The following is a 19,813-nucleotide window of genomic DNA, read 5'->3' on the forward strand; positions in this document are numbered from 1 at the left end:
CCCACCCTCTCCCCCCCCCCCCCCCCCCCCCCCCCCCCCCCCCCCCCCCCCCCCCCCCCCCCCCCCCCCCCCCCCCCCCCCCACGCCCACATGGCGTGGAAGCTCTGGCTCACGCGGAGGCCTCGGCGTCGCCCTCGCGCATCGGGACGCGCACGCCCTTGGCGTCGGCGACCGACTCGGCGATGTCGTAGCCGGCATCGACGTGCCGGATGACGCCCATGCCGGGGTCGTTGGTGAGGACGCGGCGGACCTTCTCACCCGCGAGCGCGGTGCCGTCGGCGACGGTGACCTGGCCGGCGTGGATGGAGCGGCCCATGCCGACGCCACCGCCGTGGTGGATGGAGACCCAGGAGGCACCCGAGGCCACGTTGACCATGGCGTTGAGCAGCGGCCAGTCGGCGATGGCGTCCGAGCCGTCGAGCATGGCCTCGGTCTCGCGGTACGGGGAGGCGACGGAGCCGCAGTCGAGGTGGTCGCGGCCGATGGCCAGCGGGGCCGCCAGTTCGCCGGAGGCGACCATGTCGTTGAAGCGCTCGCCGGCCTTGTCGCGCTCGCCGTAGCCGAGCCAGCAGATGCGGGCGGGCAGGCCCTGGAAGTGGACGCGCTCGCCGGCCATCTTGATCCAGCGGTGCAGGGACTCGTTCTCCGGGAAGAGCTCCAGCATCGCCTTGTCGGTCTTGGCGATGTCCGAGGCCTCGCCCGACAGGGCGGCCCAGCGGAACGGGCCCTTGCCCTCGCAGAACAGCGGGCGGATGTAGGCCGGGACGAAGCCGGGGAAGGCGAACGCGCGGTCGTAGCCGGCCAGCTGGGCCTCGCCGCGGATGGAGTTGCCGTAGTCGAAGACCTCGGCGCCGGCGTCCATGAAGCCGACCATGGCCTCGACGTGCTTGGCCATGGACTCGCGGGAGCGGGTGGTGAAGCCGGCCGGGTCCTTGGCGGCGGCGTCGGCCATGTCCTCGAAGGCGACGCCGACCGGCAGGTACGACAGCGGGTCGTGGGCCGAGGTCTGGTCGGTGACGATGTCGATCGGGGCGCCCTCGGCGAGCATCTGCGGGAGCAGCTCGGCGGCGTTGCCGAGGAGGCCGATGGACAGCGGCTTGCGCTGGTCGCGGGCCTCGGTGGCGAGCTGGAGGGCGTGGGCGAGGTTGTCGGCCTTGACGTCGAGGTAGCGGTGCTCGATGCGGCGCTCGATGGCGCGCGGGTCGCAGTCGATGCAGATCGCCACGCCGTCGTTCATGGTGACGGCGAGCGGCTGGGCGCCGCCCATGCCGCCGAGGCCGGCGGTGAGGGTGATGGTGCCGGCGAGGGTGCCGCCGAACTTCTTCGCGGCGACGGCGGCGAAGGTCTCGTAGGTGCCCTGGAGGATGCCCTGGGTGCCGATGTAGATCCACGAGCCGGCGGTCATCTGGCCGTACATGGTCAGACCGAGGTGCTCCAGGCGGCGGAACTCCTCCCAGTTGGCCCAGTCGCCGACCAGGTTGGAGTTGGCGAGCAGGACGCGGGGGGCCCACTCGTGGGTCTGCATGACGCCGACCGGGCGGCCGGACTGGACGAGCATGGTCTCGTCCTGCTTGAGGGTGCGCAGGGTGCGGACCATGGCGTCGAAGGAGCGCCAGTCGCGGGCGGCCTTGCCGGTGCCGCCGTAGACGACGAGCTTGTCGGGGTGCTCGGCGACCTCGGGGTCGAGGTTGTTCTGCAGCATCCGGAGGGCGGCTTCCTGCTGCCATCCCAGGGCGGTGAGCTCGGTGCCGCGCGCGGCTCGTACCGGTCGGGGTCCTGACATGGCGTTGCCTCCTGACGAAGTGGCGTTCTGTAGGTAATTCCATTCACATCCTCCCCGTCTGAATAGATCCAGTCAACAGCTGCGGTCCGGCGCGCCGGATGATGGGATGGCGGACATGGCTGCCGACATGCACGAGCAGGGCGCCGCAGAGCGCCGTGACCTGGCCGTACGGGCCGCCGTCGAGCAAGGGCTCGTCGGCGGGTCGGACACCGCCCCGCCGCTGGTCTGCCTGCTGGACACCGCAGGGATCCGGGCGTCCGCCGCCGCCCTCACGGACGCCTTCGCGGCCGCGCTGCCGCCCGGCACCCCCGTCCTGCACGCCTTCGCCGTCAAGGCCGCGCCGCTGGTGCCGGTGCTGCGGCTGCTCGCCGACGCGGGCCTCGGCTGCGAGGTGGCCAGCCCCGGCGAGCTGGCCCTGGCCCGCGCCGCGGGCGTGCCGGCGGGGCGGACGGTGCTGGACTCCCCCTCCAAGACCACGGCCGAGCTGCGCGAGGCCCTCGACCTCGGGATCGCCGTCAACGCCGACAACCGGCAGGAGCTGGAGCGGCTCGACGCCCTGGTCGCGGCGCGGCCCGACGGCGCCGTACCCCCGATCGGCGTACGGATCAACCCCCAGACGGGAGCGGGCGCCATCGACGCGCTGTCCACGGCCACCGCCACCTCGAAGTTCGGGATCGCGCTGCGCGACCCGGGGGCCCGGCAACGGCTCGTCCGGGCCTTCCTGGACCGCCCGTGGCTGACCCGGCTGCACGCGCACTCGGGCTCGCAAGGGGTGCCGCTGCCGCTGATCGCGCAAGGGGTGCGGGAGCTGCACGCACTGGCCGAGGAGATCAACGCGGCGGCCGGGCGCCGCCAGGTCGACACCCTCGACATCGGCGGCGGCCTACCGGTGAACTTCGCCTCGGACGCGCACACCCCGACGTACGCGCAGTACGTGGCCGCCCTGCGCGCGGCGGCCCTCGGACTCTTCGACGGCTCGTACGGCCTGGTCACGGAGTTCGGCCGGTCCCTGCTGGCCAAGCACGGGCTGGTCGTCACCCGGGTGGAGTACACGAAGACGACCGGGGGCCGGGCGATCGCCCTCACGCACGCGGGCGTGCAGCTGGCCACCCGTACGGTGTACGCGCCGGAGGCGTGGCCGGTACGGATCCTGCCGTACGACGCGAAGGGCGCCCCGAAGACGGGCCCGCCCGTCGCCCAGGACGTCGCCGGCCCGGCCTGCTTCGCCGGCGACCTGCTGGCCACGGCCCGGGAGCTGCCGGAACTGGCCCCGGGGGACCTGGTCGCGGTGCCGGACACCGGCGCGTACTTCTTCACGGCCCACTACGGGTACAACAGCCTGCCGCGGCCGGCGGTGCACGGCTTCACGGTGCGGCCGTCGGGGGAGGTCCGCTTCGCCGCGGCCCGCCCGGCGCAGAGCCCGGCGGACATCGTCGCCGAGGCCGGCGGCTCCCACCCCGACGCCCTCCTCTGACCCCGCCCCCGGCCGATCAAGGGGCGCGGGGAACTGCGCGGCGAGGCACCAGCGGCCCGCACCCGGCGGACGGGCTCCAGCCCACCCAGGGGCGCGGGGAACTGCGCAACCGGCCACGGACGGCCCGCACCCGGCCGATCAGGGGCGCGGGGAACTGCGCGAGCAGCCACCACGGGCCCGCCCCATGGACCGGGCCGGGGCGGGCCTACTCGACGAACAGGCCCCGGGCGGCGGCCTTGGCGTCGAACTCCTCCAGCCGGGCCTGCGCGTCGGGCAGGGCGTCGGCCATCGCCTCCAGCAGCACCCGCCCCAACAGCATCGGCGCACACGCCGTGTCGAAGGCCAGCCCGGTGCCGACCGGCGCCGGGATCAGCAGGTCCGAGTACCGCGCGACCGGCGCGAAGGCCGAGTCGGCGACCGTCACCACCGTCAGCCCCGCCCCCCGGGCGTGCTCCAGCGCCTCGGCCACCTCCCGCGGGTGGCGGGGCAGCGCGAAGCACAGCAGGGCCGATGCGCCGGCCCCGGCGGCCGCGTCGATCCGGTCGGCCAGCATCGTGCCGCCCTCGTCGAGGAGCCGTACGTCGGGGTGCACCTTGGCCGCGAAGTACGCGAACCCGCGCGCCTGCGAGGACGCCGCCCGCAGCCCCAGCACGGGCAGCGGGGACGACCCGGCGAGCAGCCGGCCCGCCTCCTCCACCGGCGAGGGGTCGGCGAGCATGGCCGACAGCTGCCGGAGGTTCTCGATCTCGCCCTGGACGGCCTGCTGGTACTCGTTGTACGCGTCCTCCGGCGGCCCCTCGGCCCGGTCCACCGGCGGGGCCACCTCCCGCAGGTGCCGGCGCAGCGCCGGGTACCCGTCGAAGCCCAGCGCCACCGCGAACCGGGTCACCGACGGCTGGCTCACCCCGGCCAGGTCGGCGAGCTCCACGCTCGACAGGAAGGGCACCTCGGTCGCCCCCCGGACCATGCAGTGCGCGATGCGCCGCTGGGTCGGCGTCAGCCGGTGCCCCTCGAACAGCTTCTGCAGCCGCGCCGCCGGGCTGTCACTCATCCCGACCCCTCCGTCCCCGTACTTATTCAGCCACCGAGCACTCTGCATGCGCTTATGCAGAACGGCAAGCGGCCGCCCGCTTCCCGAGACGCGGCGACCGGCATGCGGCCACGGGCGCACGGCGAAGGGCTCCCCCGTACGGTACGCACGCGGGAGCCCTTTCGGTGATGGGTTCCGGAAGGGGCCGGTCCTAGGCGAGGAGCTTCTGCTTCGCCTGCTGGAACTCGGCCTCGGTGATCGCGCCCCGCTCCTTCAGGTCGGCCAGCGCGGCCAGCTCGGACGCGCTGCCGCCCGTGCCGGACGTCGCGGCGGCGTCACGGACGTACGCCTTGAAGGCCGCGTCGGCCTGCTGGGCGCTCTGCAGGTCGCGCTCGGCCATCGACTTCCCGCGGGCGATCAGGTACACGAAGATGCCGAGGAACGGCAGGATCACCACGAAGATCGTCCAGCCGGCCTTGCCCCAGCCGCCCATGTCCTGGCTCCTGAAGATGTCAGTGATGATCTTGAAGAGCAGGAAGAACCACAGCACCCACAGGAAGATCAGGAGCATGGTCCAGAAGAGGTTGAGGAGCGGGTAATCGTCCATCTGAGCCTCCCGGAGGCTTGGTTGCCCCCCGATCATTCACCGTTCAGGTATAGCCCGAACTCCCGGGCCCCGCACCCCCAGCGCGGCCTTGCGGGGGACGGGGCCCGATTGCGGGTCCGGGACGGCTGTGCCAGCTTGAGTGGGGCGGGGGCTCGGGGAACTCGGGGGTCGAAGACGGGGGGACGTTCCCAAAGATCCCGAAGAGGGGCAACCCATGAAGCGACGCTTTCTGAGGACGGCTGCCGTCACCACGGCGGCACTGGTTCTGGCGGGCGGCGGCACCACCGCCGCGTCGGCCGCCGACCCGACCACCGACCCGAGCAAGGCGGCGGCAGACCTGTGCGCCAGTCTCGGCCAACTCGGCTCCGACACCTCGGCATTGCAGGCCATGAACCCGGCCACCACGACCAAGGACCAGCTCAAGGCCGCGACCCAGAAGGTCCAGGACGACTGGAAGAAGGTCGCGCAGTCCACGGCCACCTGGGCCCAGGCCAAAAAGAACGCGGTGAAGACCGCCACGGAGAACCTCAAGAAGGCGTACGACGGCCTGCCCGGCAACACCACCGCCAGCGAGGCCGTCACCAAACTCGCGCCGCAGGTGCAGGCGTTGAACACGGCCGTCCGGGACGCCAAGCAGGACCTCAAGTGCCCCTGACCTGATCGGTCGGGCCGGAGGGTCTGAGCGCGGGGACCGCCACACCCTCGCGGGCGCGAGGGGCGGGACGACGGCGGTCCCCGCGGGGGACACGGGCCGGGTCAGGGCCGTCCGCGTCCATGGCGTTCACGTGGTCCGGGAGCCGCTCCGGAGGTCCGCCAACGCCGTTCCGTGGCGCCGGCCGGGGCCTTCGCCCCTGCCGGCAACCACCACTGTGCCCGAGGCGTGTTAAGCCGGTGCTGCCACAACGTGACGTGCTCGTACCGATTGCCCGACGCCCCGGCACCGCCCCGGCACCACGGCGGACGCCCGCGGCCCACGGAAAACGAAAGCCGGTCCCGGCCAGGAGATCGCTCTCCGGGCCGGGACCGGCGCTCGGCTACGGCCGGACGGGCCGGGCCTACTCGACTACTTGGCGTTCTTGGCGAGGAAGGCCAGCAGGTCCTGGCGGCTCACCACACCGGTCGGCTTGCCCTCGACCAGCACGATCGCCGCGTCGGCCTCGCCCAGCGCGGCCATCAGGTCGGAGACCGGCTCGCCGGAGCCGACCTGCGGCAGCGGCGCGCTCATGTGCTTCTCCAGCGGGTCGGACAGCGCCGCCTGCTGCGCGAACAGCGCCGCCAGCAGCTCCTTCTCCACGACCGAGCCGACGACCTCGGCGGCCATCACGTCCGGGTGACCGGCGCCGGGCTTGACGACCGGCATCTGCGAGACGCCGTACTCGCGCAGCACCTCGATGGCCTCGCCGACGGTCTCCTCCGGGTGCATGTGCACCAGCGAGGGCATGTCGCCCTCCTTGTCGGCGAGGACGTCGCCGATGCGGGCGGCGGGGCCCGCCTCCTCCAGGAAGCCGTGACCGGCCATCCACTCGTCCGAGAAGATCTTGCTCATGTAGCCGCGGCCGCTGTCCGGGAGGAGGACGACGACCACGTCGTCCGGGCCGAGGCCCTCGGCGGCGCGCAGCGCGGCGACGACCGCCATGCCGCAGGAGCCGCCGACGAGGAGGCCCTCCTCCTTCGCCAGCCGGCGGGTCATCTGGAAGGAGTCCTTGTCGGACACCGCGATGATCTCGTCGGCCACGTTCTGGTCGTAGGCGGTCGGCCAGAAGTCCTCGCCGACGCCCTCGACGAGGTACGGGCGACCCGAGCCGCCCGAGTAGACGGAGCCCTCCGGGTCGGCGCCGATGACCTTGACCTTGCCGCCGGACACCTCCTTCAGGTAGTTGCCGGTACCCGAAATCGTGCCGCCCGTGCCCACGCCGGCCACGAAGTGCGTGATCTTCCCCTCAGTCTGTTCCCACAGTTCGGGACCGGTCGTCTCGTAGTGCGAACGGGGGTTGTTCGGGTTGCTGTACTGGTCCGGCTTCCAGGCGCCCGGCGTCTCACGGACGAGGCGGTCGGACACGTTGTAGTACGAGTCGGGGTGCTCCGGGTCGACCGCGGTCGGGCAGACCACGACCTCGGCGCCGTACGCCCGCAGCACGTTGATCTTGTCCAGGGAAACCTTGTCGGGGCACACGAAAATGCACTTGTAGCCCTTCTGCTGGGCCACGATGGCGAGTCCTACACCCGTGTTGCCGCTGGTCGGCTCCACGATGGTGCCACCGGGCTTGAGGGCACCGCTCTCCTCGGCGGCCTCGATCATCCGGAGGGCGATCCGGTCCTTCACGGAGCCGCCGGGGTTGAAGTACTCGACCTTGGCAAGGACGGTGGCCTGCAGGCCTTCGGTCACACGGTTGAGCTTCACCAGCGGGGTGTTGCCGACGAGGCTGATCATCGAGTCGTGGAATTGCACCATGTTCTCCAGTGACGACACTCCACGGGTTCTCCGGGAGACATGGCCAGAGTATGCGGAAAGGGATTGACCGACAGGGAGTACGGGGCAGGAAGGTCAACAGGACCAGGAGGTGGCTTGCAGGGTGTCCAGGGCAAGGACGGCCCGCCGGATCGCGGCGGGGGCGGCGTACGGCGGAGGCGGGCTCGGACTGGTCGGGGTCGCCGCCGTCGGACTGGTGCTGGCGGAGGTCCAGTTCGCCAAGCGCACGGTCGGGACCGGGCTGGGGGACCCCCCGCGCGCCGACGGGCTGTACGGGAGCGAGTTCGGCGGGCCCGCCGACGGCCCGGGATGCCCGGGGCCGGGCCCGCTGCGGCTGGCCATGCTGGGCGACTCCACGGCCGCCGGGCTCGGGGTGCACCGGGCCCGGCAGACACCGGCCGCGCTACTGGCCTCGGGACTGGCGGCGGTGGCCGAGCGGCCCGTCGAACTGCGGAACGTGGCCCTGTCCGGGGCCATGTCGGACGACCTCGACCGGCAGGTCGGACTGCTGCTGGGCGGAGACGGGTCCGGGGACGGTGACGGGGACGCGCCCGCCCCGGACGTCTGCGTGATCATGATCGGCGCGAACGACGTGACCCGGCGGATGCCGCCGACGCAGTCCGTCCGGCACCTCACCTCGGCGGTACGGAGGCTGCGGCTGGCCGGCTGCGAGGTGGTGGTCGGCACCTGCCCCGACCTCGGCACGATCGAGCCGGTGTACCAGCCGCTGCGGTGGCTGGCCCGGCGGGTCTCGCGGCAGCTGGCCGCCGCCCAGACCATAGGGGTGGTCGCGCTGGGCGCCCGTACGCTCTCGATGGGCGACCTGCTGGGCCCGGAGTTCGCCGCGAACCCGCGCGAGATGTTCGGCCCGGACTCCTACCACCCCTCGGCGGAGGGGTACGCCACGGCGGCCATGGCCATCCTGCCGACGGTGTGCGCGGCGCTGTCCCTGTGGCCGGAGTCCGACCGGCTGGACATCACCCGGAACGAGGACATGCTGCCGGTGGCCAAGGCCGCGTCGGCCGCCGCCGGGCAGGCGGGTACCGAGGTGACCGCCGCCCGTGGTCCGTGGGCCCTGCTGAAGCACCGCCGTCGGCGGCGGGTCCCGGCCGAATCCCCCACCCCGGCCCAGGCCTGACCCCGGCCCCACGCCGCCCCGGCCCGTCGCTGCACCTCCGCTCCGGGGCAGCCCCCGGCCGCACGGGCAGGGCCCGGGCCGCGGGCACCGTGCCCGGGGCGGGCCGGCGGTGCTCGCTCGCGCAGTTCCCCGCGCCCCTGACCCCACAGCCCCGGCCCTGCAGGCACAACCCACGCCGCGGACGCCACACCACGGTGCGAACCGTGGACGCCTGAGCGCGCAGTTCCCCGCGCCCCTGGCCGCCGCAGGCCGCCTGCGCAAGCACAACCCACTCCAGGGACGCCACACCACGGTGCGGACCGTGGACGGCTGATCGCGCAGTTCCCCGCGCCCCTGGCCGCCGCAGGCCGCCTGCGCAAGCACAACCCACTCCAGGGACGCCACACCACGGTGCGGGCCGTGAACCGCTGCTCGCGCAGCTCCTCGCGCCCCTGCCGCACAGTCACCGTCCAGGGGGGGGAACCGCGCGAGCAACCACCCGCCAGCACGCGAGCAGCACACCCCAGCCCCCCGACAGGGGCGCGGGGAACTGCGCGAGAAGCACCCACGGCCCGCACATGGGGGCCCACGCCAGCCCTCAGGGGCGCGGGGAACTGCGCGAGCAACCACCCACGACCCGCGCGTGAGGAGCGCCTCGGCCTCCGCCAGGGGCGCGGGGAACTGCGCGAGCAACCACCCACGGCCCGCACGTGGACGGGGCCACCAGGGGCGCGGGGAACTGCGCGGACGGCCCGCCCGGGGTTCCCGGGGGCGCGCGGGCGGCCGTTGCCGGTCAGGGAGTGGGGCGCCTGCGCGCCGGGCAGGGGCATCCTGGGGGCGGGGCCCCCGCCCCGGGCCCCCGGCCCCCGCCCCACCCGCGGAGCGACCGGCATCACACCTGCCACCCGATGACCTCGACCGTACGGGCCGGTAACTTCGCATCCGGTCCGCAATGAGCCGCAACTCACCCTTGGAGCCCCGATGCCCGAAGCAGTCATCGTTTCCGCCACCCGGTCCCCGATCGGGCGCGCCTTCAAGGGGTCCCTCAAGGACGTCCGCCCGGACGACCTGACCGCGACCGTCATCCAGGCCGCCCTCGCCAAGATCCCCGCGCTGGACCCGCGGGAGATCGACGACCTGATGCTCGGCTGCGGCCTCCCCGGCGGCGAGCAGGGCCACAACCTGGCCCGCATCGTGGCCGTGCAGATGGGCATGGACTACCTGCCGGGCACGACCATCACCCGCTACTGCTCCTCCTCGCTGCAGACCTCCCGCATGGCCCTGCACGCCATCAAGGCGGGCGAGGGCGACGTGTTCATCTCCGCGGGTGTGGAGACGGTCTCCCGCTCGGTCAAGGGCACGTCGGACGGCCTGCCCGAGACGCACAACCCGCTGTTCGCCGACGCGGAGGCCCGCACGGCCGAGGTCGCCCAGTCCGAGGGCTCCGCCTGGCACGACCCGCGCGAGGACGGCCTGGTCCCGGACGCGTACATCGCGATGGGTCAGACCGCGGAGAACCTGGCCCGCCTCAAGGGCGTGACCCGCCGGGACATGGACGAGTTCGGCGTGCGTTCGCAGAACCTGGCCGAGGAAGCGATCAAGAACGGCTTCTGGGAGCGGGAGATCACCCCGATCACCACCCCGGACGGCACCGTGGTCAGCAAGGACGACGGCCCGCGCGCCGGGGTCACCCTGGAGGGCGTGGAGGGCCTGAAGCCGGTCTTCCGCCCGGACGGTCTGGTGACGGCCGGCAACTGCTGCCCGCTGAACGACGGCGCGGCGGCGCTGGTCATCATGAGCGACACCAAGGCGCGGGAGCTGGGCCTGACCCCGCTGGCCCGGATCGTCTCCACCGGTGTGACCGCGCTCTCCCCCGAGATCATGGGCCTGGGTCCGGTCGAGGCGTCGAAGCAGGCCCTGAAGCGGGCCGGCCTGACGGTGGGCGACATCGACCTGTTCGAGATCAACGAGGCCTTCGCGGCCCAGGTCATCCCGTCGTACCGGGACCTGGAGATCCCGCTGGAGAAGCTGAACGTGAACGGTGGCGCCATCGCCGTCGGCCACCCCTTCGGCATGACCGGTGCCCGCATCACCGGCACGCTGATCAACAGCCTGCAGTTCCACGACAAGCAGTTCGGCCTCGAGACGATGTGCGTGGGGGGCGGCCAGGGCATGGCCATGGTCATCGAGCGGCTGAGCTGAGTCGTAGCGGAGGGTAGGGGTCGCCCGAGGAACGAGGGCGGCACCTGCCCGCAGCGCAGGCGAAGCTCAGCGCGACCGAAAGAACGTGCGGCTGAGCTGAGTCGTAGCGGAGGGTAGGGGTCGCCCGAGGAACGAGGGCGGCACCTGCCCGCAGCGCAGGCGAAGCTCAAGTGCCGCAAGGGATCCGCTTGATCGCTTGCGGCCTGCTGACGCCGGTTCTAATCCCCTCGCGGCCGACCCGTGACCGAAATTCCCCCAGGATGTGACCTTCGTCCTGGGGGTTTGGCATTTCCCCAGGTCAGGGTAGGGGGATCTACGTCTGGTGTGACGAAAGCCCTGTCCATTTCGTGACGTAATGCACTGCACGCCATTCCCATGTCAGGACACTCTGATGTAGGAAGTCGGGGGATCGAGTCACATCAGGAGTTAGTCAGTGAGCGCCATGTCTCTTGCCCTGCTGCTGACCACGGCCGTCGCTGCGGCCGTGGGCGCTGCTGCGCTGCACGCTGTCCACGGCCTGCGCAAGCAGGTCACGGCCCTGCGCGGGGAGCTGGCCGTTCCGGCCCAGTCGCGCGGTGCGAGCGTCCCGCACGCCCGCAGCGCCGTGCAGTCCCCCGCCGCCGAGATACGGGCCGCCGTGGCCGAGGCGCTCGCCGAGGAGCGTGAGCGCGAGCTCGCCGAGGCGCGGGCCTTCTGGGCCGCGCAGGAGGCCCGTGACGCCGCGGACGCGCCCTCGCTGCTGGGCGGGCTGCCCGGGCTCGGGGACGACGCCCCGGCCGTGTTCCTGCCCCGCCAGGCGGACCTGGTGGGGTTGGAGCCCGTGCTCGGCGAGGAGGTCGCGGACGAGTACCCCGAGGACTCCCCCGAGCTGGCCGCCGCCCGCCGGCGCCACCCCTCGCACCCGGACTTCGTCCCGGCCCAGCCGCCGGCCGCCGGTGTCGACCACGAGCGGACGGTGAGCCGCCTGGAGGAGCTCGCGGAGGCCCGTACGGCCCTCGCGGACGTCCGTCCGGGCCCGCTGGGCACGCTCGACGTGTACGTGTTCACCGACGGGACCACGCTGTGCATGACCCCGGGCCACCGGGAGACGGCGGAGCGCCTCGCCGAGGCGCTCCGCTCGGGCACGGCGCCGGTCCTGCTGGGCGGCTCGGGCATCTCGGGCGCCTACGCGCTGACCTTCTCCTGCGGCGGTGACGCGCAGGATCCGGACAACAACGTCTACATCCTCGCGGACCGCGTCATCGCGTCGCTCTGACGTCCGCCTGCTCCACCAGCCGCACGGCCTCGTCCAGCATCTCGGACGGGGCCGTCGCCGTTCCCCACGCCTCCACGGACGCGCCGGCCGCGCCGGCCGCGCCGGCCACACCGGTCTCCCCGCCCTCCGCGGCGTCCGCGGCGTCCGCGGCGCGCAGTGCCTCCGCGAGGTCGAGTCCGGCGACCGCGACCTGGTCCCCGACGACGAAGACCCCCGCGTCCGGGATCTCCCGTGCCGCAGCCGCCCGGTGGGGCTCCTCCAGCCGTTGGGCCCGTACGGAGAGCTCCCGGGCCAGTCGGAGGGCCTCGGCGGCGGCTCCTTGCTGGAGGCGGCTCTGGGGCATGGCGCGCAGCCGGTCGGCGAAGCGTTCCACGGCGGCGGTCAGGGGCGAGGTATCGAGCACCCGGCCGACCTTACGCGCCGCTCCGGCGCCATTGCCAACGGGCGAACTCTCCGGCACGGTGACGTGAAGAGAACAGCACGGCACACCTTCCGGAGGCGCCCATGTCCGTAGAGTTCTCCGAGCAGACCCACCGCAACATGATCGACAGAATCCCCCGGAGCACCGGCCGCGACCTCGCCGCATGGCTGCGGACCGTCGAAGACGGCCCCTCCCTCATCCGGTTCGAGGAGAAGGTCAGCTGGCTGCGCGGCGCGCACGACCTGTCGTACGGCCAGGCGAAGGCGATCATCCACGAGTACGACCTGCGCAGGGCGGCCCGCAGGTTCGGCTGAGCCCCGTTCCGCTACCGGCCCCTGATCCCCCGTCGGGTCTTCGACCCCCGCCGTCTCCCCCTCCCTCCACGACGCGGGAAGGCCCCGCGAGCGGTGTGCTCGCGGGGCCTTCCCCTCGTCGTGCCACGGCGTGCGCGCCGTGCCGTGCGGGCCCGTGGGCCCCGGTCCGGTCAGTCGTCGCCGGAGAGGATCTGGAACAGGCGCAGCAGCTCCAGGTAGATCCAGACCAGCGTCATGGTGAGGCCGAAGGCGGCCATCCAGGCCTCTTCGCGCGGGGCGCCGTAGGTCACGCCGTCCTCGACCTGCTTGAAGTCCAGGGCGAGGAAGCAGGCGCCGAGGACGACGCCGAGGAGACCGAAGGCGATGCCGAGGCCGCCGCTGCGGAAGCCGAGGCCGTCGCCGCCCGCGAAGAGCGAGAACAGCAGGTTGGTGACCATGAGCAGCATGAAGCCCATGGCGGCGGCCATCACGAAGCCGTAGAAGCGGCGGGTGACGCGGATCCAGCGCATCTTGTACGCGAACAGCACGGCGGCGAAGACGCACATCGTGCCGAGCACGGCCTGGATGACCACGCCGGCGCCGATGTAGGTGCTGGTGGCCGCGCTGATGACGCCGAGGAAGACGCCCTCGAAGGCCGCGTAGCCGATGATGACCGCCGGGGAGGCCTTGGCCTTGAAGGTCTGGACGAGCGCCAGGACCATCGCGACGAGCGCGGCGCCGACGGCGATGCCGTAGGACTTGCCGAGGTTCATCGGGTCGACGGGCAGGGCGAGCCAGGCCAGGGTCGCGGTGAGGACGACCGTGCCGAGCGTCATGGCCGTACGGCTCACGACGTCGTCCATGGTCATCGCGTTGGCGCGCGCCGGGGCCGGGGGCATCCCGGTGGTCGGGTCGGTGGCGTAAGGATTCGTCGCGTACGGGTTGGTCCCGGCCTGCTGGTACTGCGCCTCAAAGCCGGCGTGCGCACCGTTGTCGCGGCTGAACCCCCGTCGCGAGAAGACCGGGTTACTGCTCCTCATCTCACTCCTCCATGGCCACCGTGCGCGGCCTTGCGTCAAGAGTAATGCGTTAGCAAAAGAATGGCCCTACTGCTGGAGGAGGATCTTAGGAGAAGGCGCGGACAACCGCAGGGGGTAATTGCGGGGGCGCACCGGTGGTGCCGGGCCCGCCCGCCGGCGGCGCGGACGAACCGCTGGAGTGCCCGAGGGTGATCGGCAGCTCGTCGATGCCGGCTCCTCGTCGTGTCGGTTCCTCGTCGTGCCGGCTCCTCGTCCGCCGGCCGGACGGGGCCGTTCGGCAGGGGTGGGCGGGGGGCGTGCAGCGGGGCGGTGGGGCGTGGGCCGAGCCGGCGGGGGTGCCGGGGTGCGCGGCGGCCGCGCGGGCGCGCGCCCGCCGGGACCGGGGCACGGCGCCGGAGCCCGGAGCCGGGCATGAAAAAGGCCGAACTCCCGGTGTCCACCGGTAGATCGGCCGTGATGCGTGGTGCCCGGAGCCGGACTTGAACCGGCACGACCTCAAGGCCAGCGAGGTTTAAGCTCGCCGTGTCTGCATTCCACCATCCGGGCAGGGTGCTGCGGGTCCGCGCGAAGAACTGGACGCTGTACCGAGCCTATCGGGAACGCCCTGGTCGGGAGCGGGCTCTTGAGCCGATGTTGTCTGATTTTATTGGCGCTTGATAGTGCGTCAGGACCGAGAAGACGCGGTCGGCAGGTTACCGGGGGCGATCACCTCCAAAACGGGAATGACGGGATTTCGATGGCCCGTCCGGGCCCTGCGCCACCCCGGGCCACCCCACCCCCCGAAGCCCCCGTCCGGGGCGGTCCGCGGCGCTGCGGGCGGCCTGCCCGCGGTCGGGTGCACCGGCCCGCGTCGGGGTCGCCGTCATACCAGAGGAGGATGCGGGCCGCCCCGCGATCAGACTCCAGTGGACCGTCGAACGGGCACCTCGGCTGATCCCCCGACAGGTTCCCGCGGTGACGATGGAAGAGTCCCGCCGTCCCATGCGGACCGCAGCCCGGTCCGCCGCCCGAGGAGTCTCTTGCCGTGACCGCCATGAACTACGCCGCCCCGCACACCGCCCTCGCCGTGGCGGCCCGGGCCACCGGCCTCTCCAAGGTGTACGGCCAGGGAGAAACCCAGGTGGTCGCCCTCAACAACGTGTCCGTGGACTTCGGCCAGGGCCAGTTCACCGCGATCATGGGTCCCTCGGGCTCCGGCAAGTCGACCCTGATGCACTGCGTCGCCGGACTCGACACCTTCTCCTCCGGCTCCGTCCGCATCGGCGACACCGAGCTCGGCAGCCTCAAGGACAAGCAGCTGACGCAGCTGCGCCGGGACAAGATCGGCTTCATCTTCCAGGCCTTCAACCTGCTGCCGACCCTGACCGCGCTGGAGAACATCACCCTCCCGATGGACATCGCCGGCCGCAAGCCCGACCAGCAGTGGCTCGACAACGTCATCGACATGGTCGGCCTGTCCGGCCGCCTCGGCCACCGCCCCACCCAGCTCTCCGGCGGCCAGCAGCAGCGCGTCGCCGTCGCCCGTGCCCTGGCCTCCCGTCCCGAGATCATCTTCGGTGACGAGCCCACCGGTAACCTCGACTCCCGCTCCGGCGCCGAGGTCCTCGGATTCCTGCGCAACTCCGTGCGCGAGCTGGGCCAGACCGTCGTCATGGTCACCCACGACCCCGTCGCCGCCTCCTACGCGGACCGCGTCATCTTCCTCGCCGACGGCTCCATCGTCGACGAGATGATCAGCCCTACCGCCGACGGGGTCCTCGACCGCATGAAGGCCTTCGACGCCAAGGGCCGCACCAGCTGACGTCCCGGCCCTCCGGGCCCTCCCGGCCTCCCGCACGCGCACGCGCGCACGCCCCGCGCCGCGCCGCGCCGCCCGGCCGCGTCTCCTGCCCGCCCTCCCGGCGGACCACCTCGACTTCTGGATTCCCCATGTTCCGTACCGCCCTGCGCAACGTGCTCGCGCACAAGGCCCGCCTGCTGATGACGGTGCTCGCCGTCATGCTCGGCGCCGCCTTCGTCTCCGGCACGTTCGTGTTCACCGACACCGTCAGCAAGGCGATGTCCGACCAGTCCCGCAAGAGCTACGACGGGGTCGCCGTCTCCGTCACCCACTACGGCCCCGGCCGCGCCGAGGACGGCACCCGCGAGGAGGGCGAGCCCGGCATCAGCCAGCAGACCCTCGACAAGGTCGCCAAGCTGGGCGGCGTCGACTCCGTCTCCGGCCGGGTCTCCGGCTTCGCCGGCGTCGCCGACCCGAGCGGCAAGCTGATCGGCACGGGCTGGGCCAACCAGGGCGCCAACTTCGCCCCCGCCAAGGACGGCAAGGACCCCCGCTACGCCTTCACCGACGGCCACGGCCCGGCCAAGGCCGACGAGGTCGCCCTGGACAGCGCCTCCGCGAAGGCCGGCCGCTACTCCGTCGGCGACAAGGTCCGCGTGGCCACCAACGGCCCGGTCAAGGAGTACACCCTGGCCGGCGTCTTCACCACCGAGGACGGCGCGGTCAACGCCGGCGGCTCGCTGGTGCTCTTCGAGGCCAAGGTCGCCCAGGAGCTCTACCTGGCCCCCGGCTACTACTCCGAGCTCGCCGTCGCGGCCAAGCCCGGCGCCGACGCCGGCAAGCTGCTCGCCGAGGTCACCCCGGTCGTCGGCAAGGACGCCAAGGCCCAGACCGGCGCCGCCCTGGCCGAGCGCAACGCCAAGGACATCGAGCAGGGCATGAGCGGCGTGAAGACGGGCCTGCTCGCCTTCGGCTTCATCGCCCTCTTCGTCAGCATCTTCCTCATCTACAACACCTTCACCATGCTGGTCGCCCAGCGCACCAAGGAACTGGCCCTGCTGCGCGCCGTCGGCGCCACCCGCGGCCAGGTCCGCCGGTCCGTGCTGAGCGAGTCCCTGCTGGTCGGCGTCGTCGCCTCCGCCCTCGGCCTCGCCCTCGGCGTGGGCCTGGCCGTCGCCCTGCGCAGCGCCATGGGCAGCTTCGGCGCCAAGATCCCGGCCGGCCCGCTGGTCGTCTCCCCGACCGCCGTGATCACCGCGGTCCTCGTCGGCGTGGTCGTCACCGTGCTCGCCGCCTGGCTGCCCGCCCGCCGCACCTCCAAGATCCCGCCGGTCGCGGCCATGGGCAGCGCGCACCTGCCGCAGAGCGCCAAGGGCCTGGTGGTCCTCAACAGCATCGGCGGCGTCCTGACCGGCATCGGCTTCGCGCTGATCCTGTGGGGCTCCTCGAAGGGCGGCGAGACCGGCCGCTGGATCATCGGCGGCGGCGCGTTCTTCACCCTCCTGGGCGTCGCGGTGCTGATCCCGATGCTGTCGCGGCCGCTGATCGCCGTCGTCCGCCCGCTGCTGAACCGGGTCTTCGGCGTCGCCGGCAACCTTGCCGCCCGCAACGCGGTCCGCAACCCGCGCCGCACCGGCGTCACCGCCGGCATGCTGACCATCGGCCTGACCCTGGTCACCGGCCTGACCGTGCTCGGCGTGACCGTCGGCAAGGCCGTCGACCGCTCCACCACGGACCAGATCCGCGCCGACTACATGCTCACCATGGCCAGCGGCGGCGACCTGGACCCCTCCGTCCTGACCGCGCTGGAGAAGACGCAGGGCGTCACGGCCGTCTCCGGCCAGCAGGCCGGGTTCTTCAAGGGCTCCGACGGCCGCTTCCACGCCGCCTCCGGCGTCAACCCGGCCGCCATCGACAAGCTGGTCAACTTCAAGGTGGTCAACGGCTCGGTGGCCGGTCTGGCCCAGGGTCAGGTCGCCGTCGCCGACAAGACCGCCGACAAGGCCGGGCTCAAGGTCGGCAGCACCGTCGAGGCCGTCTTCGACGGCGCCACGGCCAAGAAGACCCTGAAGGTCGCCGCGATCTTCGAGGAGAGCGAGCTCGTCTCCCCGTTCGTCCTGGACGCCAAGCTGCTGCCCGTCCCGGAGGGCGAGAAGGCGCAGGTCCGCCAGGTCTTCGTGAAGATGGCCGGCGGCGAGTCCAAGGCCAACGAGCAGAAGGTCATCGACGCACTCGGCAACAACCCCGCCATCAAGATCGCGGACATGCAGGACATCCGCAACGAGATGGGCGGCATCATCAACACGATGCTGAACCTGATGTACGGCCTGCTGGGCATGGCCCTGGTCATCTCGGTCCTCGGCGTCGTCAACACCCTGGCGATGTCGGTCTTCGAGCGGACCCAGGAGATCGGCATGCTGCGGGCGGTGGGCCTCAACCAGGGCCGGGTCAAGAACATGATCCGCCTGGAGGCCGTGGTCATCTCGCTCTTCGGCGCGGTGCTCGGCATCGGCCTCGGCACCTTCCTCGCCTGGGCGCTGGGCCGCACCTTCAAGTCCACGATCCCGCACTACGAGCTGGTGATCCCGTTCGACCGGATCGGCGTCTTCCTGCTGCTGGCCGCCGTGGTCGGCATCCTGGCCGCCATGTGGCCGGCGCGCAGCGCGGCGAAGCTGAACATGCTGACGGCGATCAAGACCGAGTAGCCGCCGCCCGGCCGTCGCCGGAACGACGAGGGACCCGCACGGGCCCCGGGGCACCCCGCCCCGGGGCCCGTCCGCGTATCCGGGGCCGGGGCCTTCCCCCCGGCCCCGGATACGCGGCCCCACGGTCGCGTACGGCGTACGGGCCTCACGCGCTCCAGGTGCGCAGCCGCAGCGGGAGTCCCGACTCCCCTCCCCGCCCCGGGCGCACGGCCAGCACCTGGTTGACGCCGAGGCGGCCCCGCTCGAAGCCCAGTGCGCAGGCCGCCATGTACAGCAGCCACACCCGGGCCCGTCCGGGCGAGGTCAGCCGGACGGCATCCGCCCAGTGCTCCTGCAGGCGGGTCACCCAGGCCCGCAGGGTGAGCCCGTAGTGCTCGCGCAGGGCCTCCACGTCCCGGACCTCGAAGCCGGCGCGCTCCAGTTCGCCGACGGTCGTGCCCAGCGGCGAGAGTTCCCCGTCGGGGAAGACGTACGCGTCGATGAACTCGTCGACGCGGTAGGCGGCCTCGTCCGGCTCGGGCCGGCGCGCGATCTGGTGGTTCAGCAGCCGGCCGCCGGGGGCGAGCAGGGCGTGCAGGGTGAGGGCGTACTCGCGGTAGCGGTCGGCGCCCACGTGCTCGGCCATGCCGATGGACGAAATCGCGTCGTACGGGCCGTCCTTGACGTCCCGGTAGTCCTGCACCCGGATCTCGACCCGGTCCGCCAGCCCCTCCTCCGCGACCCGCTTGCGGGCGTACAGGGCCTGTTCGCGGGAGAGCGTGATGCCGGTGACGCGGACGTCGTACGAGCGGGCCGCGTGCAGCGCCATGGAGCCCCAGCCGCAGCCGACGTCGAGGAGCCGTTCGCCGGGCCGCAGGCCCAGCTTGCGGCAGACGAGGTCCAACTTGTCCCGCTGGGCCTGCTCGAGGGTGGAGCCGGTGCTCCAGTAGGCGCAGGAGTACACCATGGAGGGGCCGAGGACCCGCTCGTAGAACTCGTTGCCCACGTCGTAGTGGTGACTGACCGCCTGTCGGTCGCGGTGCTTGCTGTGCAGCACCCCGCCGCGGCGGACGGCCTCCTCGGGCGGCGGCGCGGGCGCCGGCCAGGGCCGGGCCAGGGCCACCAGGTCGCGTACGGCGGCCCTGGCGGCGGGGTCGCGCAGCATCGACGCGGTGCCGGCCGGCCCGTCGGCGAAGCCGTTCGCGTGCGGCTTCAGCGCGCTCGGGCGCAGGGCGGTGAGCTTGGCCAGACCGGAGCGGCGGTCCGGCGGCCGCATCCCGTTGACCGCGCCGGCCACCGGGACCACCGCGGCCGGGGTGGCGACGGGGGCGGCCGGGAGGGCGGCGTGTCCCCGCTCCCAGAGCAGGCCGGCCACCTTGTCCAGCAGCTCGTACAGGTCCCCGTCGACGGTGAGGTCCCCGGCCACCCAGGCGCGGGCCAGGCCCAGTTCGCCGGGCCGCCACAGGATCCGGCGCAGTCCTCGACGGCGGGCGAGGACCAGGACGGGCCCCGACGGCGGTCCGGCCTCGCTCCCGTCCCAGGCCCGGATCCGGACGGGCAGCGGGGCACCCAGCAGGGTCTCGGCCACAACGGCCAGCCGCGGCGCGGCGTCGGTCATCGGCGGCACCTCCAAACCATCCGACGAAACGGCCTACCC

The 19,813-nt window shown here is 72.8% G+C and carries 14 protein-coding genes, 1 tRNA gene and 1 pseudogene; 8 read left to right on the forward strand and 8 right to left on the reverse strand.

Annotated features, from left to right (window positions below; translation table 11 throughout):
• Positions 1-109: 109 nt before the first annotated feature.
• Positions 110-1,783 (reverse strand): urocanate hydratase, encoded by a 1,674-nt coding sequence (gene hutU, locus ACZ4VL_RS33075; RefSeq protein WP_468207481.1) that lies wholly within the window; start codon positions 1,781-1,783, stop codon positions 110-112.
• Between the two features lie 115 nt (positions 1,784-1,898).
• Here hutU and ACZ4VL_RS33080 point away from each other — a divergent pair, with 115 nt between their 5' ends.
• Positions 1,899-3,257, forward strand: coding sequence for a type III PLP-dependent enzyme domain-containing protein (locus ACZ4VL_RS33080; RefSeq protein ID WP_468207484.1), 1,359 nt, complete (start codon positions 1,899-1,901; stop codon positions 3,255-3,257).
• 205 nt (positions 3,258-3,462) lie between these two features.
• Here the strand turns inward: ACZ4VL_RS33080 and ACZ4VL_RS33085 are convergent, their stop codons facing one another.
• Positions 3,463-4,308, reverse strand: coding sequence for a MurR/RpiR family transcriptional regulator (locus ACZ4VL_RS33085; protein WP_468207486.1), 846 nt, complete (start codon positions 4,306-4,308; stop codon positions 3,463-3,465).
• 190 nt (positions 4,309-4,498) lie between these two features.
• A complete protein-coding gene (locus ACZ4VL_RS33090; protein WP_468207489.1) occupies positions 4,499-4,894 on the reverse strand; it encodes an SHOCT domain-containing protein in 396 nt (131 codons plus the stop codon).
• A gap of 214 nt (positions 4,895-5,108) precedes the next feature.
• On the opposite strand from ACZ4VL_RS33090, the gene ACZ4VL_RS33095 reads away from it, so the two are divergent.
• Positions 5,109-5,549 (forward strand): hypothetical protein, encoded by a 441-nt coding sequence (locus ACZ4VL_RS33095; protein ID WP_468207491.1) that lies wholly within the window; start codon positions 5,109-5,111, stop codon positions 5,547-5,549.
• Between the two features lie 408 nt (positions 5,550-5,957).
• Here ACZ4VL_RS33095 and ACZ4VL_RS33100 read toward each other — a convergent pair whose 3' ends face one another.
• Positions 5,958-7,343, reverse strand: a complete 1,386-nt coding sequence (locus tag ACZ4VL_RS33100; protein WP_361099042.1) for a cystathionine beta-synthase — start codon at positions 7,341-7,343, stop codon at positions 5,958-5,960.
• A 124-nt stretch (positions 7,344-7,467) separates the two neighbouring features.
• Between ACZ4VL_RS33100 and ACZ4VL_RS33105 the strand changes: the two genes are divergently transcribed.
• The 3 genes from ACZ4VL_RS33105 to ACZ4VL_RS33115 all read left to right on the forward strand — a co-directional run bounded on the left by ACZ4VL_RS33105 (position 7,468) and on the right by ACZ4VL_RS33115 (position 11,938).
• On the forward strand, positions 7,468-8,502 hold the full coding sequence (locus ACZ4VL_RS33105) for an SGNH/GDSL hydrolase family protein (protein WP_468207494.1): 1,035 nt from the start codon (positions 7,468-7,470) through the stop codon (positions 8,500-8,502).
• 960 nt (positions 8,503-9,462) lie between these two features.
• Positions 9,463-10,683, forward strand: a complete 1,221-nt coding sequence (locus ACZ4VL_RS33110; protein WP_468207496.1) for an acetyl-CoA C-acetyltransferase — start codon at positions 9,463-9,465, stop codon at positions 10,681-10,683.
• A gap of 442 nt (positions 10,684-11,125) precedes the next feature.
• Positions 11,126-11,938 carry a hypothetical protein gene (locus tag ACZ4VL_RS33115; RefSeq protein WP_361099039.1) on the forward strand — a complete coding sequence of 271 codons (813 nt, stop codon included), beginning with the start codon at positions 11,126-11,128 and terminating at the stop codon, positions 11,936-11,938.
• Positions 11,939-12,091: 153 nt separating this feature from the next.
• Here ACZ4VL_RS33115 and ACZ4VL_RS33120 read toward each other — a convergent pair.
• Positions 12,092-12,341: pseudogene (locus ACZ4VL_RS33120) on the reverse strand (hypothetical protein); the annotation flags it as partial.
• Positions 12,342-12,442: 101 nt separating this feature from the next.
• On the opposite strand from ACZ4VL_RS33120, the gene ACZ4VL_RS33125 reads away from it, so the two are divergent.
• The gene (locus ACZ4VL_RS33125; protein WP_468207499.1) at positions 12,443-12,673 is read left to right on the forward strand and encodes a DUF4287 domain-containing protein; all 231 of its coding nucleotides are present in this window, start codon (positions 12,443-12,445) and stop codon (positions 12,671-12,673) included.
• A 170-nt stretch (positions 12,674-12,843) separates the two neighbouring features.
• Here ACZ4VL_RS33125 and ACZ4VL_RS33130 read toward each other — a convergent pair whose 3' ends face one another.
• The gene (locus tag ACZ4VL_RS33130) at positions 12,844-13,692 is read right to left on the reverse strand and encodes a Bax inhibitor-1/YccA family protein (RefSeq protein ID WP_468207501.1); all 849 of its coding nucleotides are present in this window, start codon (positions 13,690-13,692) and stop codon (positions 12,844-12,846) included.
• Between the two features lie 461 nt (positions 13,693-14,153).
• Positions 14,154-14,238: transfer RNA gene (locus ACZ4VL_RS33135), tRNA-Leu, on the reverse strand.
• 487 nt (positions 14,239-14,725) lie between these two features.
• Here ACZ4VL_RS33135 and ACZ4VL_RS33140 point away from each other — a divergent pair.
• Both ACZ4VL_RS33140 and ACZ4VL_RS33145 read left to right on the forward strand, forming a co-directional pair.
• Entirely contained in the window at positions 14,726-15,493 is a 768-nt protein-coding gene (locus ACZ4VL_RS33140) for an ABC transporter ATP-binding protein (protein WP_438319187.1), read from the forward strand.
• Between the two features lie 128 nt (positions 15,494-15,621).
• Entirely contained in the window at positions 15,622-18,177 is a 2,556-nt protein-coding gene (locus tag ACZ4VL_RS33145; RefSeq protein WP_468207504.1) for an ABC transporter permease, read from the forward strand.
• A 145-nt stretch (positions 18,178-18,322) separates the two neighbouring features.
• Here ACZ4VL_RS33145 and ACZ4VL_RS33150 read toward each other — a convergent pair whose 3' ends face one another.
• Positions 18,323-19,774, reverse strand: coding sequence for a class I SAM-dependent methyltransferase (locus ACZ4VL_RS33150; RefSeq protein WP_468207506.1), 1,452 nt, complete (start codon positions 19,772-19,774; stop codon positions 18,323-18,325).
• Positions 19,775-19,813: the final 39 nt, after the last annotated feature.

Source organism: Streptomyces sp. NPDC029014, assembly GCF_055564695.1.

Coding starts and splice junctions, on each gene's coding strand:
- ACZ4VL_RS33150 (WP_468207506.1), bottom strand. CDS start 19,774: ATGACCGACGCCGCGCCGCGGCTGGCCGTTGTGGCCGAGACCCTGCTG.
- ACZ4VL_RS33085 (WP_468207486.1), bottom strand. CDS start 4,308: ATGAGTGACAGCCCGGCGGCGCGGCTGCAGAAGCTGTTCGAGGGGCAC.
- ACZ4VL_RS33145 (WP_468207504.1), top strand. CDS start 15,622: ATGTTCCGTACCGCCCTGCGCAACGTGCTCGCGCACAAGGCCCGCCTG.
- hutU (WP_468207481.1), bottom strand. CDS start 1,783: ATGTCAGGACCCCGACCGGTACGAGCCGCGCGCGGCACCGAGCTCACC.
- ACZ4VL_RS33130 (WP_468207501.1), bottom strand. CDS start 13,692: ATGAGGAGCAGTAACCCGGTCTTCTCGCGACGGGGGTTCAGCCGCGAC.
- ACZ4VL_RS33110 (WP_468207496.1), top strand. CDS start 9,463: ATGCCCGAAGCAGTCATCGTTTCCGCCACCCGGTCCCCGATCGGGCGC.
- ACZ4VL_RS33125 (WP_468207499.1), top strand. CDS start 12,443: ATGTCCGTAGAGTTCTCCGAGCAGACCCACCGCAACATGATCGACAGA.
- ACZ4VL_RS33080 (WP_468207484.1), top strand. CDS start 1,899: ATGGCTGCCGACATGCACGAGCAGGGCGCCGCAGAGCGCCGTGACCTG.
- ACZ4VL_RS33090 (WP_468207489.1), bottom strand. CDS start 4,894: ATGGACGATTACCCGCTCCTCAACCTCTTCTGGACCATGCTCCTGATC.
- ACZ4VL_RS33115 (WP_361099039.1), top strand. CDS start 11,126: ATGTCTCTTGCCCTGCTGCTGACCACGGCCGTCGCTGCGGCCGTGGGC.
- ACZ4VL_RS33140 (WP_438319187.1), top strand. CDS start 14,726: ATGAACTACGCCGCCCCGCACACCGCCCTCGCCGTGGCGGCCCGGGCC.
- ACZ4VL_RS33095 (WP_468207491.1), top strand. CDS start 5,109: ATGAAGCGACGCTTTCTGAGGACGGCTGCCGTCACCACGGCGGCACTG.